The sequence below is a fragment of the Streptomyces sp. NA02950 genome (genome assembly GCF_013364155.1).
In the GTDB taxonomy this organism is placed as follows: domain Bacteria; phylum Actinomycetota; class Actinomycetes; order Streptomycetales; family Streptomycetaceae; genus Streptomyces.
Genome location: NZ_CP054916.1, coordinates 6352236 through 6370420, shown reverse-complemented (window position 1 = coordinate 6370420; position 18185 = coordinate 6352236). Strand labels below are relative to the sequence as shown.

The 18185-nt window shown below is 71.3% G+C and carries 17 protein-coding genes; 13 read left to right on the top strand and 4 right to left on the bottom strand.

The genetic code is table 11. The annotated features are described in order from the left end of the window. Nucleotides 1-95 precede the first annotated feature (95 nt). Nucleotides 96-401, bottom strand: coding sequence for a hypothetical protein (locus tag HUT19_RS27870; RefSeq protein WP_176183087.1), 306 nt, complete (start codon nt 399-401; stop codon nt 96-98). A 201-nt stretch (nt 402-602) separates the two neighbouring features. Here HUT19_RS27870 and HUT19_RS27865 point away from each other — a divergent pair, with 201 nt between their 5' ends. The 3 genes from HUT19_RS27865 to HUT19_RS27855 all read left to right on the top strand — a co-directional run bounded on the left by HUT19_RS27865 (nt 603) and on the right by HUT19_RS27855 (nt 3147). Then, on the top strand, nt 603-1349 hold the full coding sequence (locus tag HUT19_RS27865; RefSeq protein WP_176183086.1) for a DUF6879 family protein: 747 nt from the start codon (nt 603-605) through the stop codon (nt 1347-1349). Nucleotides 1350-1370: 21 nt separating this feature from the next. Further along, nucleotides 1371-2219, top strand: a complete 849-nt coding sequence (locus HUT19_RS27860; RefSeq protein WP_176183085.1) for a helix-turn-helix transcriptional regulator — start codon at nt 1371-1373, stop codon at nt 2217-2219. A gap of 130 nt (nt 2220-2349) precedes the next feature. Further along, on the top strand, nt 2350-3147 hold the full coding sequence (locus tag HUT19_RS27855; protein WP_176183084.1) for a putative protein N(5)-glutamine methyltransferase: 798 nt from the start codon (nt 2350-2352) through the stop codon (nt 3145-3147). Nucleotides 3148-3257: 110 nt separating this feature from the next. Here HUT19_RS27855 and HUT19_RS27850 read toward each other — a convergent pair whose 3' ends face one another. Further along, complete coding sequence (locus HUT19_RS27850; RefSeq protein WP_176183083.1) at nt 3258-3695, bottom strand: MarR family winged helix-turn-helix transcriptional regulator; 438 nt, start codon at nt 3693-3695, stop codon at nt 3258-3260. Nucleotides 3696-3876: 181 nt separating this feature from the next. Here HUT19_RS27850 and HUT19_RS27845 point away from each other — a divergent pair, with 181 nt between their 5' ends. The 10 genes from HUT19_RS27845 (at nt 3877) to HUT19_RS27800 (ending at nt 13771) form a co-directional block, all read left to right on the top strand. Continuing rightward, entirely contained in the window at nt 3877-4698 is an 822-nt protein-coding gene (locus tag HUT19_RS27845) for a CoA transferase subunit A (protein WP_176183082.1), read from the top strand. Then, entirely contained in the window at nt 4695-5474 is a 780-nt protein-coding gene (locus tag HUT19_RS27840) for a CoA-transferase subunit beta (protein ID WP_176183081.1), read from the top strand. The genes HUT19_RS27845 and HUT19_RS27840 overlap by 4 nt, the downstream gene beginning before the upstream one ends. Then, complete coding sequence (locus HUT19_RS27835; RefSeq protein ID WP_176183080.1) at nt 5474-6679, top strand: thiolase family protein; 1206 nt, start codon at nt 5474-5476, stop codon at nt 6677-6679. The genes HUT19_RS27840 and HUT19_RS27835 overlap by 1 nt, the downstream gene beginning before the upstream one ends. Before the next feature lie 11 nt (nt 6680-6690). Continuing rightward, nucleotides 6691-7497 (top strand): protocatechuate 3,4-dioxygenase subunit beta, encoded by an 807-nt coding sequence (gene pcaH / locus HUT19_RS27830; RefSeq protein WP_176183079.1) that lies wholly within the window; start codon nt 6691-6693, stop codon nt 7495-7497. Further along, nucleotides 7494-8072: a protocatechuate 3,4-dioxygenase subunit alpha gene (gene pcaG / locus HUT19_RS27825; protein ID WP_176183078.1), complete on the top strand. Its 579-nt coding sequence runs from the start codon at nt 7494-7496 to the stop codon at nt 8070-8072. The genes pcaH and pcaG overlap by 4 nt, the downstream gene beginning before the upstream one ends. After that, entirely contained in the window at nt 8059-9450 is a 1392-nt protein-coding gene (pcaB, locus tag HUT19_RS27820; protein WP_254885822.1) for a 3-carboxy-cis,cis-muconate cycloisomerase, read from the top strand. The genes pcaG and pcaB overlap by 14 nt, the downstream gene beginning before the upstream one ends. A gap of 302 nt (nt 9451-9752) precedes the next feature. Further along, on the top strand, nt 9753-10535 hold the full coding sequence (locus tag HUT19_RS27815; protein WP_176183077.1) for an alpha/beta fold hydrolase: 783 nt from the start codon (nt 9753-9755) through the stop codon (nt 10533-10535). A 141-nt stretch (nt 10536-10676) separates the two neighbouring features. Continuing rightward, nucleotides 10677-11951 carry an ABC transporter substrate-binding protein gene (locus HUT19_RS27810; RefSeq protein ID WP_176183076.1) on the top strand — a complete coding sequence of 425 codons (1275 nt, stop codon included), beginning with the start codon at nt 10677-10679 and terminating at the stop codon, nt 11949-11951. Beyond that, a complete protein-coding gene (locus tag HUT19_RS27805; protein WP_176183075.1) occupies nt 11951-12883 on the top strand; it encodes a carbohydrate ABC transporter permease in 933 nt (310 codons plus the stop codon). The genes HUT19_RS27810 and HUT19_RS27805 overlap by 1 nt, the downstream gene beginning before the upstream one ends. Before the next feature lie 24 nt (nt 12884-12907). After that, nucleotides 12908-13771 carry a carbohydrate ABC transporter permease gene (locus tag HUT19_RS27800; RefSeq protein WP_176187380.1) on the top strand — a complete coding sequence of 288 codons (864 nt, stop codon included), beginning with the start codon at nt 12908-12910 and terminating at the stop codon, nt 13769-13771. A gap of 64 nt (nt 13772-13835) precedes the next feature. Here the strand turns inward: HUT19_RS27800 and HUT19_RS27795 are convergent, their stop codons facing one another. Both HUT19_RS27795 and ppdK read right to left on the bottom strand, forming a co-directional pair. Beyond that, nucleotides 13836-14903 carry a helix-turn-helix transcriptional regulator gene (locus tag HUT19_RS27795; protein WP_176183074.1) on the bottom strand — a complete coding sequence of 356 codons (1068 nt, stop codon included), beginning with the start codon at nt 14901-14903 and terminating at the stop codon, nt 13836-13838. 403 nt (nt 14904-15306) lie between these two features. Continuing rightward, nucleotides 15307-18030, bottom strand: a complete 2724-nt coding sequence (gene ppdK / locus HUT19_RS27790; protein ID WP_176183073.1) for a pyruvate, phosphate dikinase — start codon at nt 18028-18030, stop codon at nt 15307-15309. Nucleotides 18031-18185: the final 155 nt, after the last annotated feature.

Sequence of the window (18185 nt, the reverse complement as noted above, 5' to 3'; positions counted from 1 at the left end):
CTCCTCGCGCCGTCGTGCACGTGCACCCGTTCCGGCTGGGCTCGACCTGGCAGGGCTCCGGTCCAGCCGGTACGGGGGTCTGCGCTGCGCGCCATCTAGGGCGAGGTGGCCTTCTTCGTCTGCTCCTCCAGCGCGGCGCGCATCAGGACGTCCGCGAGCCGGTTCGCGCTGTCGAGCGGAATGCGGCCGAGGGCCACCAACGGATAGCCGGACACCGTGAGTTCGCCGCGCACGGTCGGCCAGTACAGCTCCCCGCCTTTGACGCCATGCGGGATGTCCGGATTGAAACCGAGGCGGTGCAGAGCCTGGCGCAGCAGTTCGGCCACGGCCTGGGCCTCGGCCCTGGGCGTGGCGTGGTCATCGGCACCCAGCGCCTCGATGTCTTGTTCGCGGATTCTCATCGCTCACCTCTCCCGCCGTTTCTGCGTGAACGGGACATTAGGGAGAGGGCGCTGGGGTGCGCGAGGCAATGTTCTCGAATGTTCTCGACTCTGGGAGGGATGTTCTCGATTGATCTCACGCAGGGTCAGCGAATCGGTACCGAGCGCACCCATGGGTGCGCCATGCTCGAGGTGTCCAGATCAACGAGGAAGGACGTGATCATGGCGCGACGCCTGCGCTTCAGCGGCACCGGCTCACACAATGGGGCCTGCCCCACCGTGCATGAAGACCTGGACAGTGGAGAGATCGTCGTCCACGGCACACCGCTCACCGACCCGGATGACATCGCCCAGCTCCAGCACTTGGGCGAGGGAGAAGTGCCGATCGTGGTGCCGCGGGAGCTGCTGGTCGACTTTGGGCCCAAGGAAGTAACCCGGACGCCCCGCATCATCGACCTGGACGCCTTCGGCGATCTCTTCAAGAACTTCGACCACACCGCATGGCGACTGGAGACCCGCCGCAGGTTCAGCTCCGACGAAGCCAGCGACACCTACGCGCAGTTCGTCGCGGGCGGGCCGGTGGAATGGGATTACGACAGCCCGTGGTGCACCAATGTCCGGGCGCAGACAGAGCAGGGCAAGCGCATTGAGCGTGTCCGCATCGTAGACAACCCGGCCACTCCCGGGCAGCTCTATCTGCTTGAGGGTGCCAAGCGGAACTGTGCCGCGGGAGAGGACATCCGCAACCTGTGGCGCGCGGATGCCGACCGGCTGCGACTGCCCGCCGAGGACTTCTGGGTCTTCGACTCCCGGCTCGTCGCCCTCCTAAACTTCGATGACGACGACAATCTGCTCAACGTCGAGGTGATCACGGAGCCGGTGGCGGTCAATCGCTATCTCCAGGTTCGTGACGCGGCATGGCACTACGCCGTGCGGTACGACACGTTCGAAGCGGAGCTCACCACGTAGGCAGCAAGTACCGTGTGACCGGTGAGCACTGACTTTCAGCAGGCACGGGTGGCCCTAGGAGCGCGGCTTCGGGAGCTGCGTGCGTCATGTCCTGGGGGTCGGCTCACCGGTACGCAACTCGCCGAACGCCTGGGCTGGCCGCACTCCAAGATCTACAAACTGGAGAATGGGCGCCAGACCGCGACAGCCGAGGATCTGCGCGCCTGGGCCACGGCAACCGATCAGCCGGAGGCTGCCGAGGAACTGCTCTCCCGGTTCAATGGGCTGAAATCCCACATCCGATCGTGGCGCCGCCAACTCGCCGCAGGGCACAAGCCCGTACAGGACGCGATCACCGCTGAACACGACCGCACGACCACGCTGCGCATCTGGGAAAACTGTCTCGTGGCGGGCACACTCCAGACAGCCGACTACGCACGCGCGGTGTTCATCCAGAACGCAGACCTGCACAAGTCTCCACGCGACACCGAGGCTGCGGTCCGTGCCCGGGTGAAGCGCCAGGAAGGGCTGTACGACTCCCGCAAGCGGTACCGGATCATCATGTGGGAAGGGGCGCTCCGCGCTCGCGTCTGCCCACCGTCAGTCCTCGCCGCCCAGCTCGACCGCCTGATGAGCGTCATCGGCCTGGACACCGTCGAGCTGGGCATCGTGCCCTTCACCGCGTCCCTGAAGATCCAGCCCGCCAACGGATTCTGGATCCACGACGAAAGACTGGTGCTCGTCGAGGACTGGCACGCGGAACTCTGGATCAACGACGCCGACAGCATCGCCCTCTACCTGCGCGCCTGGAACACCCTCCGCGAATCCGCCGTCTTCGGCGCCGACGCCCACCGCCTGATCCACGAGGCCCGGCGGGCGCTCATCGGGTAATGTGGCCGTCACCCGTACGCACCGAGGAGGTGAGACCCATCAACGCCAGTTCAGGCTGGGTGCTCTCACCTCAGGGATACACGGGATAGCTGACCGTCGGGAGCGCCCTCAGGGATTCCGAAAGGCTTCCATGTCGGCTCCACCTTCAATCATCAGCTTTTCCACCGTCGTCACCAGTCTTCGCGCCGCCGGGTGTGTGTTCGCCGAGGACGAGGCGCGGCTGATCCTCACCACCGCCCGTACTCCGGCCGAGATCGACGCCATGGTGGACCGGCGCGCCGCCGGGCTTCCGCTGGAACAGGTGCTCGGCTGGGCGGAGTTCCGGGGGCTGCGGATATCCATCGACCCCGGTGTGTTCGTCCCACGGCGCCGTACCGAGTTCCTCGTCGAGCGGGCGGCCGCGCTGGCTCGGCCCGGGGCGGTCGTGGTCGATCTGTGTTGTGGATCGGGCGCGTTGGGCGCCGCGCTGGCCGCGGGGCTGGAGCGGGTCGAGCTGTACGCCACGGATATCGACCCCGCCGCGGTGCGCTGCGCCCGCCGCAATGTGGAGCCCGCGGGCGGCACCGTGTACGAGGGCGATCTGTACGAGCCGCTGCCCGCCGCGCTGCGCGGACGGGTCGACGTCCTGCTGGCCAATGTGCCGTACGTACCCACCGCGAAGGTCGGGCTGCTGCCGCCGGAGGCCCGGGTCCACGAGGCGCTGGTGGCGCTGGACGGCGGGACGGACGGGCTCGACGTACTGCGCCGGGTGACCGCCGCGGCGGCCGGATGGCTGGCGCCGGGCGGCAGCCTGCTCTTCGAGACCAGCGGACGCCAGGCGCCCGCGGCCGTGGAGATCGTCACCCGGGACGGGCTGCTGCCCACGGTGGCCGAGTGCGAGGAGCGGGAGGCCACGGTCGTGGTCGCCACCCGCCCGGCACACGGCTGAGCGCCGCCGCCCGCCGCCCGACGGCCGGGGACGTCGGGGCGCGGGGGCCTGGGCCCGACAGCACCGCGGGCCGAAGGCCGGTGGCGGCCACAGCGGCCCGGGGGTGCGCCTTACGCGCGCAACTCCTCGGCCGCCGCCGCCACCCGCCCGATCAGCCGCAGCAGGGTCTCGCGCTCGGTCTCGTCCAGCGGGGCGAGGAAGACCCGGTTCATCCGGGCGGTGCGGGTGACCAGCTTGCGGTGCGCACACTCCCCCTCGTCCGTCAGCCGCAGCACATTGCGCCGTCCGTCCCGCGGATCGCGCACCCGCTCCAGCAGTCCGCGCCGGGCGAGCCGGGCCACCAGGTCGGCGGTGGTGGAGCGGTCCAGGCCGATCCGGCCGCTGAGGGTGCGCTGATCGATCCCGGGCTGGTCCACCAGCGCGTTCAGCACGGCGAACTGCGGTGAGGTGGTCTCCTCGGACACCATCGCGCTCCACAGCAGGGAGTGCGCCTGCTGGAGCCTGCGGGCCAGATGCCCGGGATGGGTGCTCAGATCGACCGCGCCCATGCCCCGGCCTCCCTACCCTCGCATTTAGTCCGTGCACTGAGTAATTCTGCCCTGCGGAAGAACCCCTGTCGAGCGGCCGTCCTCGACCTAGACTCCTCTTGACGAGGACACCACCCGATGGCAGCGTACGGGAAGGCGAGAGAATAATCAGCACACTGAGCACCTATGGAACGGTGTGACGATGGCCGACATCCGCAGCCTGCACCACGCCGTGGCGGACCTCGTCCGGGACGGGGACACCGTGGCGATGGAGGGTTTCACCCATCTGATCCCGTACGCCGCCGCGCACGAGGTCATCCGCCAGGGCATCACCGATCTCACCCTCGTCCGGATGACCCCGGACGTGATCTACGACCAGCTGATCGGCGCCGGGCTGGTGCGCAGACTGGTCTTCTCCTGGGGCGGCAACCCCGGCGTGGGTTCGCTGCACCGCTTCCGCGACGCCGTCGAGAACGGCTGGCCGCGCCCGCTGGAGCTGGACGAACACAGCCACGCGGGCATGGCCAACCGCTATGTGGCGGGCGCCTCCCGGCTGCCGTTCGCCGTGCTGCGCGGCTATCGCGGCAGTGACCTCCCGGCCCGTACGGACACCGTGTCCACGGTCGTGTGCCCGTTCACCGGCGAGGAGCTGGCCGCGGTGGCCGCGCTCAACCCGGATGTCACCGTGATCCACGCGCAACGCGCCGACCGCGAGGGCAATGTCCAGCTGTGGGGGCTGACCGGGGTGCAGAAGGAGGCCGCGCTCGCGGCGCGGCGGGTGCTGGTGACCGTGGAGGAGATCGTGGAACGGCTGGAGCCGCGGCCGGGCGGGGTGGTGCTGCCGACCTGGGTGATCGACGCGGTGTGTGTGGTCCCCGGTGGCGCCCACCCCTCGTACGCCGCCGGGTACTCGGTCCGCGACAACGCCTTCTACCAGGCGTGGGACCCCATCGCCCGGGACCGCGAGACGTTCACACGGTGGCTCGACGAGAACGTGCGCGGCGCGGGTGCGGGGGTGCGATGACCGTGCCGACCGACGACGCCGCCTTCACCTCCGACGAGCTGATGGAGGTCAACGCCGCCCGCGCGCTCGCCGACGCCACCACCTGCTTCGTCGGCATCGGCCTGCCCAGCACCGCCGCCAACCTCGCCCGCGCCACCGTCAATCCGGGGCTGGTGCTGATCTACGAATCCGGCACCATCGGCTCCAAGCCCACCCGGCTGCCGCTGTCCATCGGCGACGGGGAGCTGGCGGAGACCGCCGACACCGTGGTCTCGGTGCCGGAGATGTTCAACTACTGGTTGCAGGGCGGCCGGATCGACGTCGGCTTCCTCGGCGCCGCCCAGGTCGACCGGTACGCCAACGTCAACACCACCGCCGTGGACCGCGGCCCCGGCCGCCCCGAAGGCCGGCTGCCCGGCGCCGGCGGCGCCCCGGAGATCGCCGCCAACTGCGGCCGGGTGCTGCTGGTGCTGCGCCACTCCCGGCGCAACTTCGTCCAGCGGCTGGACTTCGTCACCACCCTCGGGCACGGCGGCGGCCCCGAGGACCGCGCCCGGCTCGGGCTGCCCGGCGCGGGCCCCGCCGCCGTCATCACCGACCTCGGGGTGCTCCGCCCCGACCCCGCCACCGCCGAGCTGGTACTGACCGCACTGCACCCGGGGGCCACCGTCGACCGCGTACGGGCCGCCACCGGATGGGATGTGCCGGTGAGCGACGCGCTCGGCACCACCGCACCGCCGACACCACAGGAGCTGGCCGCGCTCCGAGCGCTCAAGGCCGCAGGAGAGGACGTCTGATGACCCCCGACCGTCCGCGCGACGTCTACATCGTCGACGCCGTCCGCACCCCCGTCGGCAAGTACGGCGGCGCGCTCGCGGGCGTCCGCCCCGACGACCTGGCCGCCCATGTGCTGCGCGGACTGCTCGCCCGCACCCCGGACCTGGACCCGGCCCGCATCGACGACGTGTACTTCGGCAACGCCAACGGCGCGGGCGAGGACAACCGCGATGTGGCCCGGATGGCCGTACTGCTGGCCGGACTTCCGGTCACCGTGCCCGGCGCCACCGTCAACCGGCTCTGCGCCTCCGGTCTTGAGGCCGTGCTCCAGGCCGCCCGCGCCATCGCCCTCGGCGACGCGCACATCGCGCTCGCGGGCGGTGTGGAGTCCATGAGCCGCGCCCCCTGGGTGCTCCAGAAGCCCGAACGCGCCTTCCCCGCCGGACACCAGCAGCTGTACTCCACCACCCTCGGCTGGCGGATGACCAACCCGGACATGCCGCCCGAGTGGACCGTGGCCCTCGGCGAGGGCGCCGAACTGATCGCCGACAAGCACGGCATCACCCGCGAGGCCCAGGACACGTTCGCGCTCGCCAGCCACGAGAAGGCCGCGCGGGCGTGGAAGGACGGGGCGTACGACGCCGAGGTGCTGCCGTACCCGGACACCGGGCCGGTGCGCGACGAGACCATCCGCGACACCACCTCGCTTACGTCCCTGGCGGGGCTCGAGCCCGCCTTCCGCAAGCCCGGCGGTACCGTCACCGCCGGGAACTCCTCACCGCTCAACGACGGCGCGGCGGCCCTGCTGCTGGTGGACGAGGAAGGGCTCGCGGCCACCGGCCGGGAACCGCTCGCCCGCATCGGCGCCTCGGCCGTCACCGGGATCGAGCCCCAGTACTTCGGGCTCGGCCCGGTGGAGGCGGTGCGCCGCGCGCTCGCCAAGGCGGGCCGCGGCTTCGGCGATCTGGCCACCCTGGAGCTCAACGAGGCGTTCGCCGCCCAGGTGCTGGGCTGCTTCGCCGAATGGGCCGAGGATCCCGGCTTCGACCCCGGCGTGGTCAATCCGCGCGGCGGCGCCATCGCCATCGGCCACCCCCTGGGCTGCTCCGGCGCCCGTCTGGCCGGGGCGGTGGCACACCAGCTCGCGGCCCGCGGTTCGGGCACCGGCCTGGCCGCCCTGTGCATCGGCGTCGGACAGGGCCTGGCCCTGGTCCTCGAACGGTGAGGCTGCCCGCCATGGCTTCCGCCCGGCCCCCCATCAGCACCCGGTCCGGCGTCACCACCCAGGCCGACATCGACCGCGAACTCGCGGCGGCGCGCGCGGAGTACGAGGCGGCGCGGGCGGAGGGCGCCCCCGCCGCCCACCACCCCCCGCGCGACTTCCCGCCGTACCGCAGCAGCGCCCTGCGCCATCCGCGGCAGCCGCTGGTGGCGGTCCAGGGCGACCCGGAGACCGTCGAGCTGTCCGCACCCGTCTTCGGTGTCACCGATGTCACCGACACCGACGGAGATCTCACCGCCCAGCACCCGGGCGAACCGCTCGGCGAGCGCATCACCGTCTCCGGGCGGCTGCTCGACCGCCGGGGCCGCCCGGTGCGCGGTCAGCTCATCGAGGTGTGGCAGGCCAACGCGGCGGGCCGCTACGCCCATCTGCGCGACCGCCACCCCGCTCCGCTCGACCCCAACTTCACCGGGGTGGGGCGGGTGCTGACCGGGGACGACGGCTCGTACACCCTCACCACCATCAAGCCCGGCGCCTATCCCTGGCGCAACCACGAGAACGCGTGGCGCCCGGCCCATATCCACTTCTCCGTCTTCGGGGCGGCGTTCACCCAGCGGCTGGTCACCCAGATGTACTTCCCCGGCGATCCGCTCTTCCGCTACGACCCGATCCTCCAGTCGGTGACGGACGAGGCGGCGCGGCAGCGGCTGGTGGCGGCGTACGACCCGGCGCTGTCGCGGCCGGAGTGGTCGCTGGGCTACCGGTGGGACATCGTGCTCGACGGCCCCTCGGCGACCTGGCACGAGGAGGACCACGGATGACCGCGCCGCACCCCACCCCCTCCCACACCGTCGGCCCCTTCTACGGCTGCGCACTGCCCTTCCCCGGCGGCGGGGACCTCGCCCCGCCCGGCCACCCGGACACCATCACCGTGCACGGGTACGTCTACGACGGCGCGGGCGAGCCCGTACCCGACGCGCTGATCGAGCTGTGGCAGGCCGGACCGGACGGCGCACCGGCCCGGGTGCCGGGCTCCCTCCGGCGCGACCCGATGACCGGCGGTTTCCTGGGCCGCAACGGTGTGGACTTCACCGGCTTCGGCCGGATCGCCACCGATCCCGACGGCCACTGGACGGCCCGTACGCTGCCGCCGGGCGGACCCGGCGCCCCGTACATCAGCGTATGCGTGCACGCCCGCGGGCTGCTGCGCCACCTCTTCACCCGCGTGTACTTCCCCGGGAACACCGAAGCCAACGCCGCCGATCCGCTGCTCGCCTCGCTGGATCCGGCCCGCCGCGAGACGCTGGTGGCGACGGCCGGGCCACGGCCCGGGAGCTACCGCTTCGACATCCGGTTGCAGGGCGACGAGGAGACGGTCTTCCTTGAGTTCACCTGAGGCGTGGGACGGCGGGGCCGATGTGGGTCTGCTGTCCCCGGTGCGAGCCGGGTCGGCGGTCGAGGCCGCCACCGGGGACACCGCGTTCGTCCAGGCCATGCTGGACGCGGAGGCCGCCCTGACCCGTGCGCTGGCGGCGGCCGGGCGGGCTCCGGCGGACGCGGCGCGGGCGGTGGGGACGGCGGCGCGGGCCGAGCGGTACGACATCCGCGGGCTCGCCCTGCGCGCCCGCTCCGGCGGCAACCCGGTCATCGCGCTGGTCGCCGAGCTCACGGCGGCGGTGGCCGGTGCGGACGAGGACGCCGCGGAGTGGGTGCACCGGGGCGCGACCAGTCAGGACGTCCTCGACACGGCCGCGATGCTGGTGGCCGCCCGCACCCTGCCGCTGGTGGTGGCCGACCTGGACCGTACGGCGGCGGGGCTGGCCCGGCTCGCGGAGGCGCACCGCGACACCCCGCTGCCCGGCCGCACCCTCACCCAGCACGCCGTGCCCACCACCTTCGGGCTCAAGGCGGCGGGGTGGCGGGCCCTGGTCCTGGACGCCCGCGACCGGCTCGCCGCGGTGCGACTCCCCGCGCAACTCGGCGGCGCGGCGGGCACCTTGGCCGCGTTCGAGGACGGGACGGGGCTGCTGGGCCGGTTCGCCGCGGAAACCGGGCTGGCCGAGCCCGAGCTGCCCTGGCACACCCTGCGCACCCCGGTGGCCGACCTCGGCTGTGCGCTGGCGTTCACCGTGGGCGCGCTGGGGAAGGTGGCGGCGGATGTGCTGGTGCTGGCGCGGACGGAGATCGGGGAGGTGGCCGAGGGCAGCGGCGGCGGATCGTCCGCGATGCCGCACAAGAGCAACCCGGTGCGCGCCACGCTGATCGCCGCCGCGGCCCGGCAGGCACCCGCGCTCGCCTCGACCCTGCTGGGCGCCCTCACCGCGGAGGACGAACGGCCCGCCGGGGCGTGGCACGCCGAATGGCAGCCACTGCGCGAACTGCTGCGGCTGGCGGGCGGGGCCGCCCGGGACGCGGCCGAACTGGCCGGGTCCCTGCGGGTGTTCCCCGACCGCATGGCCGAGCATCTGCGGCTCACCGACGGGCTGATCGTCAGCGAACGCGTCGCCGCCGCGCTCGCCCCGCGGCTGGGCCGCGGCCGGGCGAAGGAGCTGCTGACGCGGGCGTCGCTGCGGGCGGCGGAGGAGGGAAGCGGGCTGGCGGAGGCGCTGGCGCGGGAGCCGGAGGTGGCGCAGGTGCTGCCCCCGGAGCAACTGCGCACCCTCGGCGACCCGGCCACGTACACGGGAGCCGCCCCCACCCTGGTGACCCGCGCCCTCGCCCGCACCCCACGCACCCCACGCACCCCACGCACCCCACGCACCCACGATGCGTAGACCCCGAACGGCGGCCCCGCCGCACGGTGCGTACGGAGCACCGCCCGAGCGGCCCGCACCCCACGCACCCACCCGATGCGCAGCGGGGACGACGCCGCCGTCCCACCGCGCCGTACGACCCGGCGACCCGGCGACCCGGCGGAGACGACGCCCCGGCCAGGGTGGTGGCGGCCGGGCGACGGCACGCCGTCCCGCCGTCCCGCCGTCCCGCCGTCCCGCCGTCCGTAGCCTGGCGGCCACACACGACAAGCCCCCTCGCTCACGCCCCCGTTGAGCCCACCGCACTCCAGGAGACCCACCCCATGCCCGATGTCACCCCCCTCCCCCACCACCGACTCAGCGGACCCGAGGGGGCTCCGCCGCTCATCCTCGGGCCGTCGGTCGGGGTTTCGCTGGCCGTGTGGGAGCCGCAGGTCCCCGCGCTCGCGGCCGGCCACCGGGTGCTGCGCTGGGATCTGCCGGGGCACGGCGGTTCACCGGCCAGGCTGCTGCCCTCCGACGGCTCCGCCACCGTGGCGGACCTCGCCGCCCTCGTGCTGCGGCTGGCCGACGCGCAGGGCTGGCGCCGCTTCGCCTACGCGGGGATCTCGATCAGCGGCGCGGTCGGGCTGCACCTGGCGGTCCATCACCCCGACCGCCTCACCTCCCTCTCCGTCGTCTGCTCCTCGGCCCACTTCGCCGAGCCCTCCGTCTGGCACGAGCGGGCGGCGCTGGTACGGGCCGAGGGGACGGAGGCGATGGCGGCGAGCCGCCCGGGGCTGTGGTTCTCGCACGCCTTCGCCGCCACCCCGCGCGGCCGGGCGCTGCTGGAGGATCTACTGAGGACCGACCCGGAGGGTTACGGCGCGTGCTGTGACGCGCTCGCCGCCTACGATCTGCGGTCCGCGCTGCCGTCGATCACCGTGCCCACCCTGGTGGTGGCGGGCCGGGAGGACCCGGCCACTCCGCCCGCGCACGCCCGCGAGATCGCGGACGCGGTGCCCGGCGCCGATCTGCTGGAGCTGGCGGGCGCGGCGCATCTGGCGGGGCTGGAGCGGCCGGAGGCGGTCACCGCCGCGCTCCTCGCCCAGCTGGGGTGCCACTGAGCACCCGACGATCCGTCATATTCCCTCCGTCGTAGTCGACATGAGGCCGCAACACCCCTGTCGTAATCGGCCCCCATCGTTGATCGTTGGGACGTACGGTGGCCCGGGACCGGCCACACGAGGAGCGAGGGGGCGCCAGCTGTGTCCATCAGCCGCAGAAGACTGCTCGGTACGTTCGGCGCGGGCGGAGGGCTCGTTCTGGCCGGTGGGCTGACCGCCGCCTGCGGGTCCAACACCGGGCGCGGTTCGGACCGCGAGGGTGGCGGACCGCTGCTCGAGCACTGGTACCACCAGTACGGCGAGCCCGGCACCGAGCAGGCCGTGAAGCGGTACGCCGATGACTACGACAAGGCCGAGGTCCGGGTGCAGTGGCGGCCGGGCAACTACGACCAGCAGACCGCCGCCGCGCTGCTGACGACGTCCGGGCCGGATGTCTTCGAGGTCAACGGCCCGACGCTGGACCAGATCCAGGGCGGTCAGGTGGTCGATCTCACCGATCTGCTCAGCGAGGCGAAGGACGACATCAACCCGGCGGTGCTGGCGCCCAAGACCCACGAGGGAAGGATCTGGGCCATTCCGCAGGTCGTCGACATGCAGCTGCTCTACTACCGCAAGTCCATGCTGAAGGACGCGGGAGTGGAGCCGCCGCATACGCTCGACGCGCTGGTGGACGCGGCGAAGGAGCTGACCACCAAGAACATCAAGGGGCTCTTCCTCGGCAACGACGGCGGCCCCGGTGTCCTCGGCGGGACCCCCCTGAACGCCGCCGGTCTGGAGCTGATCACCTCCGGTGGAGAGGTCGGTTTCGACGACCCGGCCGCCGCCCGCACCCTCGGCAAGCTGCACCGGCTCCATGCCGACAAGTCGCTGCTGCTGGGGGCGCCTTCGGACTGGTCGGACCCGGCCGCGTTCACCCAGGGGCTCACGGCCATGCAGTGGTCGGGGCTGTGGGCGCTGCCGCAGGTGAAGAAGGCGCTGGGAGACGACTTCGGGGTGCTGCCGTTCCCGAGGGACGGGGCACACGGCAGGCCCGCGGTGCCGGTGGGGGCCTACGGGGCGGCGGTCAGCGCGCGCAGCCGCCACAAGGAGGCGGCGAAGGCGTATGTGAAGTGGCTGTGGGTGGAGAAGACCGAGTACCAGGAGGACTTCGCGCTCACCTACGGCTTCCACATCCCGGCCCGGATCTCGCTGGCGAAGAAGGCCGCCAAGCTGCGGGAGGGCGCGGCCGGTGAGGCGGTGGGCTTCGCCACCGACCACGGCCACGCCGAACCGCTGCTGTGGACGCCCGCGAGCAAGGTCGCCTACCAGGACGCGCTGAGCCGGATCATCAAGAGCGGCGCCAGTCCGGAACGGGAGCTGAAGTCCGTGGTGCGCAAGACCCGGGCGGAGCTGCGGCGCGTGCAGAAGAAGCGCTGATGCGCCGGGCAGCGCTCACGAAGGGAAGGTGGTCCGGCCGCCAGAGCCGCACCCTGTGGTTCTGGATCTTCGTGGGCCCGTTTGTGCTCGGGCTGACCCTGTTCACGTATGTGCCGCTGGCCTGGAGCGCCTACCTCAGCTTCTTCGACGCGCACAACACCGTGTCGCCGACCGACTTCGTCGGCTTCGACAACTACACGGCGATGCTGCGCGACGACGCCTTCACCGACAGCCTGCTGACCTTCCTGGTCTTCACGGCGTTCATCGTCCCGGCGACGTATGTGCTCTCGCTGGCGCTGGCGCTGATGGTCAACCGGCTGCGCCGGGCGCAGGCGTTCTTCCGGTCGGTGTTCTTCCTGCCGGTGGCCTGCTCCTATGTGGTGGCGGCGCTGATCTGGAAGATGTCGATCTTCAACGGGGTGCGGTTCGGGCTGGCCAACACCGTGCTCGGCTGGTTCGGCGCCGATCAGATCGCCTGGCTGTCGACGACCGACCCGCCCTGGTACTGGCTGGTCATCGTGACCGTCCGGCTCTGGCTCCAGGCGGGCTTCTACATGGTGCTGTTCCTGGCCGGGTTGCAGCGGATCTCCCCGCGGCTGTACGAGGCGGCGGCGGTGGACGGGGCCCGGCCGGGGTGGCAGGTGTTCCGGCACATCACCTTTCCGCAGCTGCGGGCGACCTCGGTGGCGGTGGTGCTGCTGCTGGTGATCAACGCCTTCCAGGCGTTCGACGAGTTCTACAACCTGCTGTCGGACTCGCGAGGCTATCCGCCGTACGCCCGGCCGCCGCTGGTCTACCTCTACTACACCGCGCTGGGGCAGGGGCAGAACCTGGGCCTGGGCAGCGCGGGCGCGGTGATCCTGGCGCTGATCATCGCGGTGGTGACGGTGGCGCAGGCCCGCTGGTTCGGCCTGGGCCGGAAGGAGGACTGAGCGATGTCCCCGAGGACGGAGCCGATGCGCCGGACGTCCCCGTCGCAGGAGCCACGTGACGGGCGGGTCCGGATGGGCCGTGCGGTCCGGCTGGTGCTGCTGATCGCGCTGGCGCTGCTCTTCCTGCTCCCCTTCTATCTGCTGGTGCGCAACGGTCTGTCGAGCGATGCGGACATCACCTCGCCCGAGTGGGCCTTCTTCCCCGGCGAACTGCACTGGGCCAACGTGCGCGAGCTGTTCGAGGACCCGAACGTGCCCATGGCGCACGCGCTCCTCAACTCCTCGCTGATCGCGGTGCTCACCACGCTCGGCACCCTGCTGCTGGCCTCGCTCGCCGGGTACGGGCTGGCCCGTATCCCGTACCGGTACGCAGGCGCGGTCCTCTACTGGATCCTGGGCACCCTGATGGTCCCGGCCGCGGTCACCTTCGTGCCCAGCTTTGTGCTGGTCAGCTCGCTGGGCTGGATCTCGACCCTGCGCGGTCTGGTGGTGCCCACCCTCTTCCAGGCGGTGGCCGCCTTCATCTTCCGCCAGTACTTCCTGGGCTTCCCCCGGGAGTTGGAGGACGCCGCCCGGGTGGACGGGCTCGGCTACTGGCATACGTACTGGAAGGTGGTGGTGCCCAACTCACGGCCGGTGTTCGCCGCGGTGGGCACCATCGTCTTCATCGGCGCCTGGAACTCCTTCCTCTGGCCGCTGGTCATCGGCCAGGACCGGGAAGCGTGGACGGTGCAGGTCGCTCTGTCCACGTTCACCACCGCCCAGCACATCAACATCCACGAGCTGTTCGTGGCGGCCGCGGTGTCGATCCTGCCGCTGCTGGTGGTCTTCCTGGTCCTCCAGCGCTCTATCGTCGCGGGCGTCGAGCGCTCCGGGATCGATGACTGAGCCGCCCGGCGGCGAGGTCGCGCGAACCGTTTCAGCGCGGGCGCGAACCGTTTCAGCAGGGGCGTCATCCACGCCCCGACGGCCCCTGCGCGCCGGCCACCGCCGGGAACGCCGCCGCCGTGCCGAAGACCCGCTCCCCCGGGGAGCCGCCGCCGTGCAGCAGGGCCGCGCCCAGCGGGGTCAACGTGTGCAGCACGGCGCTGCCCTGGCGCAGGGTGTGCACCAGCCCCGCTTCGCGGAGCACGCTGGCGTGCTGGCTGGCCGAGGCGAGCGATACGCCCACTCTGCGGGCCAGTTCACTGGTGGTGCAGCCGCCGCCGACCTCCAGCAGCACCGCCGAACGCGTCTGACCGACCAGCTTGCCCAGCGAGCGGGCGCAGGCCGGCGCGGTGGCCGGGCGTGGCTGGAGGCGGGGTGGTGCGGTGCGCCGGGCGTGCTCGACCGGATAGACCAGCACCGGTGTCAGATCCGGGTTGCGGAAGGTCACCGGGGTGCCGCGGCAGAAGAACGACGGCAGCAGCAACAGCCCTCTGCCGCGCAGAAACAGGTCCCGGTCGACGGGGTAGTCGACCTCCAGCACCGGTGCCCGCCAGCGCATCGTGGGCGGCAGCGAGGACAGCAGCCCGTCCGCCCCGCCGTCCAGCAGCGCGCGGCCCCGGGCGGCCCGGTCGGCTTCGATCCGGGCCTGGATATGGGGCCAGTACGGGGCGATGGCGGCTCGGTGGTAGGTGCGCAGTGTGGTGATCAAACGATCCAGCGAACGTGCCCCGCCCTGGGCGAGATCACGTATCCAGCCCGGGAGGGCGCGGGACGCCGGGAGCCCGGCGATCTCCTTGTGCAAGCGCTCTCCCGGTGTGGCACGCAGTGCGGCCATGGCGCTGTCGCAACCGATTACCCCTTCCGCGGGTGTCAGGAAGTCAGGAAAATATCCGCGCGAGGGAATGAGGGGTGCCAGGAGGCGCGCTTCACCGTTGAGGCGGTTACGCGCTTCCGAACGCCATTCCCCGTATACGGTCTCGGCCCGGCTCTCCCGCAGGCGATGGAAACTTAAAACGGTTTCCCAGAGCACATCCGGGCGGACTGCCATCCGCAGCCGGGCCAGATCGAGTTCACTGAAATGAACACGTAGCACTAGACCCTCACATGTGACATGCCGACCGTCCCCCCGATCACCGATGAGTATGCACGCTTGCACGGTCAGTCACCACGCCCTTTTGGCCAGATGTGAAACGGGGCGCGCTTCGGGCCTGCGAAGAGGAAAGCTGTTCCTCGTGCAAACGGGAGGTCACCGGGAAAAGCTCCGGGGGCCGTCCGAAACTCAACAGGCGGTGCTCAGAGCCACTTAGCTCGTTCCCGTGGGGGGTGACGAGTGCGTTACGGCGACTGGGCACTTGTGTTGCCGCCCGTAGCCGATGCGAGTGGCAACAGCTCCCGTGGGGGGAGTGAGAGGGGGCGGCACCTCCGCACAAGGTGCCGCCCCCTTTGAGAGCCGGGGCCGCCGGGTTGAGGGATTCCCGGCCGCGCCCCGGTGGTTCCTAGCCGCTCACCGACGCACGGCCCGCTTCCAGGCGCGCGACCGGAATGCGGAACGGCGAGCAGGACACGTAGTCCAGACCCACCTGGTGGAAGAAGTGGACGGACTCCGGATCACCACCGTGCTCACCGCACACACCCAGCTTGAGGTCGGGGCGGGTGGCCCGGCCGGCCCGCGCGGCGTCCCGTACGAGGGCGCCCACCCCGTCCTTGTCGATGGTCTCGAACGGGCTGACCCCGAAGATGCCCTTCTCCAGGTAGGCGGTGAAGAAGCTGGCCTCGACGTCGTCCCGGGAGAAGCCCCAGACCGTCTGGGTGAGGTCGTTGGTGCCGAAGGAGAAGAAGTCGGCCGACTCGGCGATCTGAGCGGCGGTCAGCGCGGCGCGAGGCAGCTCGATCATGGTGCCGAGGGTGAGCTTGAGGTCCACGCCCCGGGCCCGCTCGACCTCCTCGATGATCTGCTCGGCCTCCTCGCGGACGATCTCCAGCTCCTGGACCGTGCCGACCAGCGGGATCATGATCTCGGCGCGGGGGTCTCCCTTGGCGCCCAGGCGCTCGGCGGCGGCCTCGGCGATGGCCCGCACCTGCATGGCGAACAGACCGGGGATGACCAGGCCGAGGCGCACGCCGCGCAGGCCCAGCATCGGGTTCTGCTCGTGCAGCCGGTGCACGGCCTGGAGCAGCCGCAGGTCGTTCTCGTTGTGGTCCTTGCGGGACTCGGCGAGCGCCACGCGCACCGACAGCTCGGTGATGTCGGGCAGGAACTCGTGCAGCGGCGGGTCCAGCAGCCGTACGGTGACCGGCAGTCCGTCCATCGCCTCGAACAGCTCGACGAAGTCGTTCTTCTGGAGCGGCAGCAGCTCGCCGAGGGCGATGTCGCGCTCCTCGTCGGTGTGGGCGAGGATCAGCCGCTCGACCATCTCCCGGCGCTCACCGAGGAACATGTGCTCGGTGCGGCACAGACCGATGCCCTGGGCGCCGAACCGGCGGGCGCGGGAGGCGTCCTCGGCGTTGTCCGCGTTGGCGCGGACCCGCAGCCGGCGCACCCGGTCCGCGTAGGCCATGATCCGGTGCACGGCGCCGACCAGTTCGTCGGCCTCATCGGCACCGGCGTGCATCCGGCCCTCGAAGTACTCCACCACCGGGGAGGGCACGACCGGTACCTCACCGAGGTAGACCTTGCCGGAGGAGCCGTCGATCGAGACGACGTCACCCTCCTCGATCACCACCCCGTCCTTGCCGTCCCGGCCGGGCACCGTCATCCGGCGCCGCTTGGTGTCGACTTCGAGCTCCTCGGCGCCGCACACACAGGTCTTGCCCATACCGCGGGCGACCACGGCGGCGTGCGAGGTCTTGCCGCCGCGGGAGGTCAGGATGCCCTCGGCCGCGATCATGCCGTCGAGGTCGTCGGGGTTGGTCTCCCGGCGGATGAGGATGACCTTCTCGCCCGAACGCGACCATTTGACGGCGGTGTAGGAGTCGAAGACGGCCTTGCCGACCGCGGCGCCCGGGGAGGCGGCGATACCGCGCCCGATCCGCTGCACGGTGTCGCCGTCGGCGACCTCCAAGTCGAAGCGCGGGAACATCAGCTGGGCGAGCTGTGCTCCGTTCACCCGGCGCAGCGCCTCGGCCTCGTCGATCAAGCCCTGGTCGACCAGCTGGGTGGCGATCCGGAAGGCGGCACCGGCGGTGCGCTTGCCGACGCGGGTCTGGAGCATCCACAGCTTGCCGCGCTCGATGGTGAACTCGATGTCGCACAGGTCCTTGTAGTGCGTCTCGAGGGTTTCCATGATCTGCATCAGCTGGTCGTAGGACCGCTGGTCGATCTGCTCGAGGTCGGCGAGCGGAACGGTGTTGCGGATGCCCGCGACCACGTCCTCGCCCTGTGCGTTCTGGAGGTAGTCGCCGTAGACGCCCTGGTGGCCGCTGGCGGGGTCACGGGTGAAGGCCACACCGGTGCCGGAGTCGGGGCCGAGGTTGCCGAAGACCATGGAACAGATGTTGACCGCGGTGCCCAGGTCGTGGGGGATGCGCTCCTGACGGCGGTAGAGTTTGGCGCGGTCGCCGTTCCAGGAGTCGAAGACGGCGCGGACGGCGAGGTCCATCTGCTCGCGCGGCTCCTGGGGGAAGCTGCGGCCGGTCTCCTTGGCGACGATGTCCTTGAACTCGCTGACCAGACGCTTGAGGTCGGCCGCGTCGAGGTCCACGTCGACGACGACGCCCTTGGCCTTCTTCGTCTCCTCGATGGCCTCTTCGAAGAGGTCGCCGTCCACGCCGAGCACGGTCTTGCCGAACATCTGGATCAGACGGCGGTAGGAGTCCCAGGCGAACCGCTCGTCACCCGCCTGCGCGGCCAGACCGGCGACCGAGTCGTCGGAGAGCCCGATGTTGAGGACGGTGTCCATCATGCCGGGCATCGAGAACTTGGCGCCGGAGCGTACGGATACCAGCAGCGGGTCGTCCGACTGGCCCAGCTTCTTGCCCATCTTGGTCTCGAGGGCCTCGAGGTGCGCACTCACCTCGTCGCGCAGGGCCGAGGGCTCCGAACCGCTGTCGAGGTAGACCTTGCACGCCTCGGTGGTGATGGTGAATCCCGGTGGCACGGGGAGACCGAGGTTGGTCATCTCGGCGAGGTTGGCCCCCTTCCCGCCGAGCAGGTCCTTGAGATCCTTGTTGCCCTCGGTGAAGTCGTAAACGAACTTCTGCTGATCTTGTGTTTCCGGCACGGGACTCGATCTCCTCGGCTCGGCTGCCCTGACGGCGGGGAGCGTACCCAGATCGAAGGCGTCTGAGCATGTCCACTCCACCGTCATTCGGCTGTAACCACCCGCCTGCCACGCGTTCGAAAGTGCGGCGGGAGACCGGCGTCATTTTGCCAAGC

Bases quoted from the DNA above. Each gene is read 5' to 3' on its own strand.
- HUT19_RS27870 (WP_176183087.1), bottom strand. From the start codon at position 401: ATGAGAATCCGCGAACAAGACATCGAGGCGCTGGGTGCCGATGACCAC.
- HUT19_RS27865 (WP_176183086.1), top strand. From the start codon at position 603: ATGGCGCGACGCCTGCGCTTCAGCGGCACCGGCTCACACAATGGGGCC.
- HUT19_RS27855 (WP_176183084.1), top strand. From the start codon at position 2,350: ATGTCGGCTCCACCTTCAATCATCAGCTTTTCCACCGTCGTCACCAGT.
- HUT19_RS27850 (WP_176183083.1), bottom strand. From the start codon at position 3,695: ATGGGCGCGGTCGATCTGAGCACCCATCCCGGGCATCTGGCCCGCAGG.
- HUT19_RS27845 (WP_176183082.1), top strand. From the start codon at position 3,877: ATGGCCGACATCCGCAGCCTGCACCACGCCGTGGCGGACCTCGTCCGG.
- HUT19_RS27840 (WP_176183081.1), top strand. From the start codon at position 4,695: ATGACCGTGCCGACCGACGACGCCGCCTTCACCTCCGACGAGCTGATG.
- HUT19_RS27835 (WP_176183080.1), top strand. From the start codon at position 5,474: ATGACCCCCGACCGTCCGCGCGACGTCTACATCGTCGACGCCGTCCGC.
- pcaH (WP_176183079.1), top strand. From the start codon at position 6,691: ATGGCTTCCGCCCGGCCCCCCATCAGCACCCGGTCCGGCGTCACCACC.
- pcaG (WP_176183078.1), top strand. From the start codon at position 7,494: ATGACCGCGCCGCACCCCACCCCCTCCCACACCGTCGGCCCCTTCTAC.
- HUT19_RS27815 (WP_176183077.1), top strand. From the start codon at position 9,753: ATGCCCGATGTCACCCCCCTCCCCCACCACCGACTCAGCGGACCCGAG.
- HUT19_RS27805 (WP_176183075.1), top strand. From the start codon at position 11,951: ATGCGCCGGGCAGCGCTCACGAAGGGAAGGTGGTCCGGCCGCCAGAGC.
- HUT19_RS27800 (WP_176187380.1), top strand. From the start codon at position 12,908: ATGCGCCGGACGTCCCCGTCGCAGGAGCCACGTGACGGGCGGGTCCGG.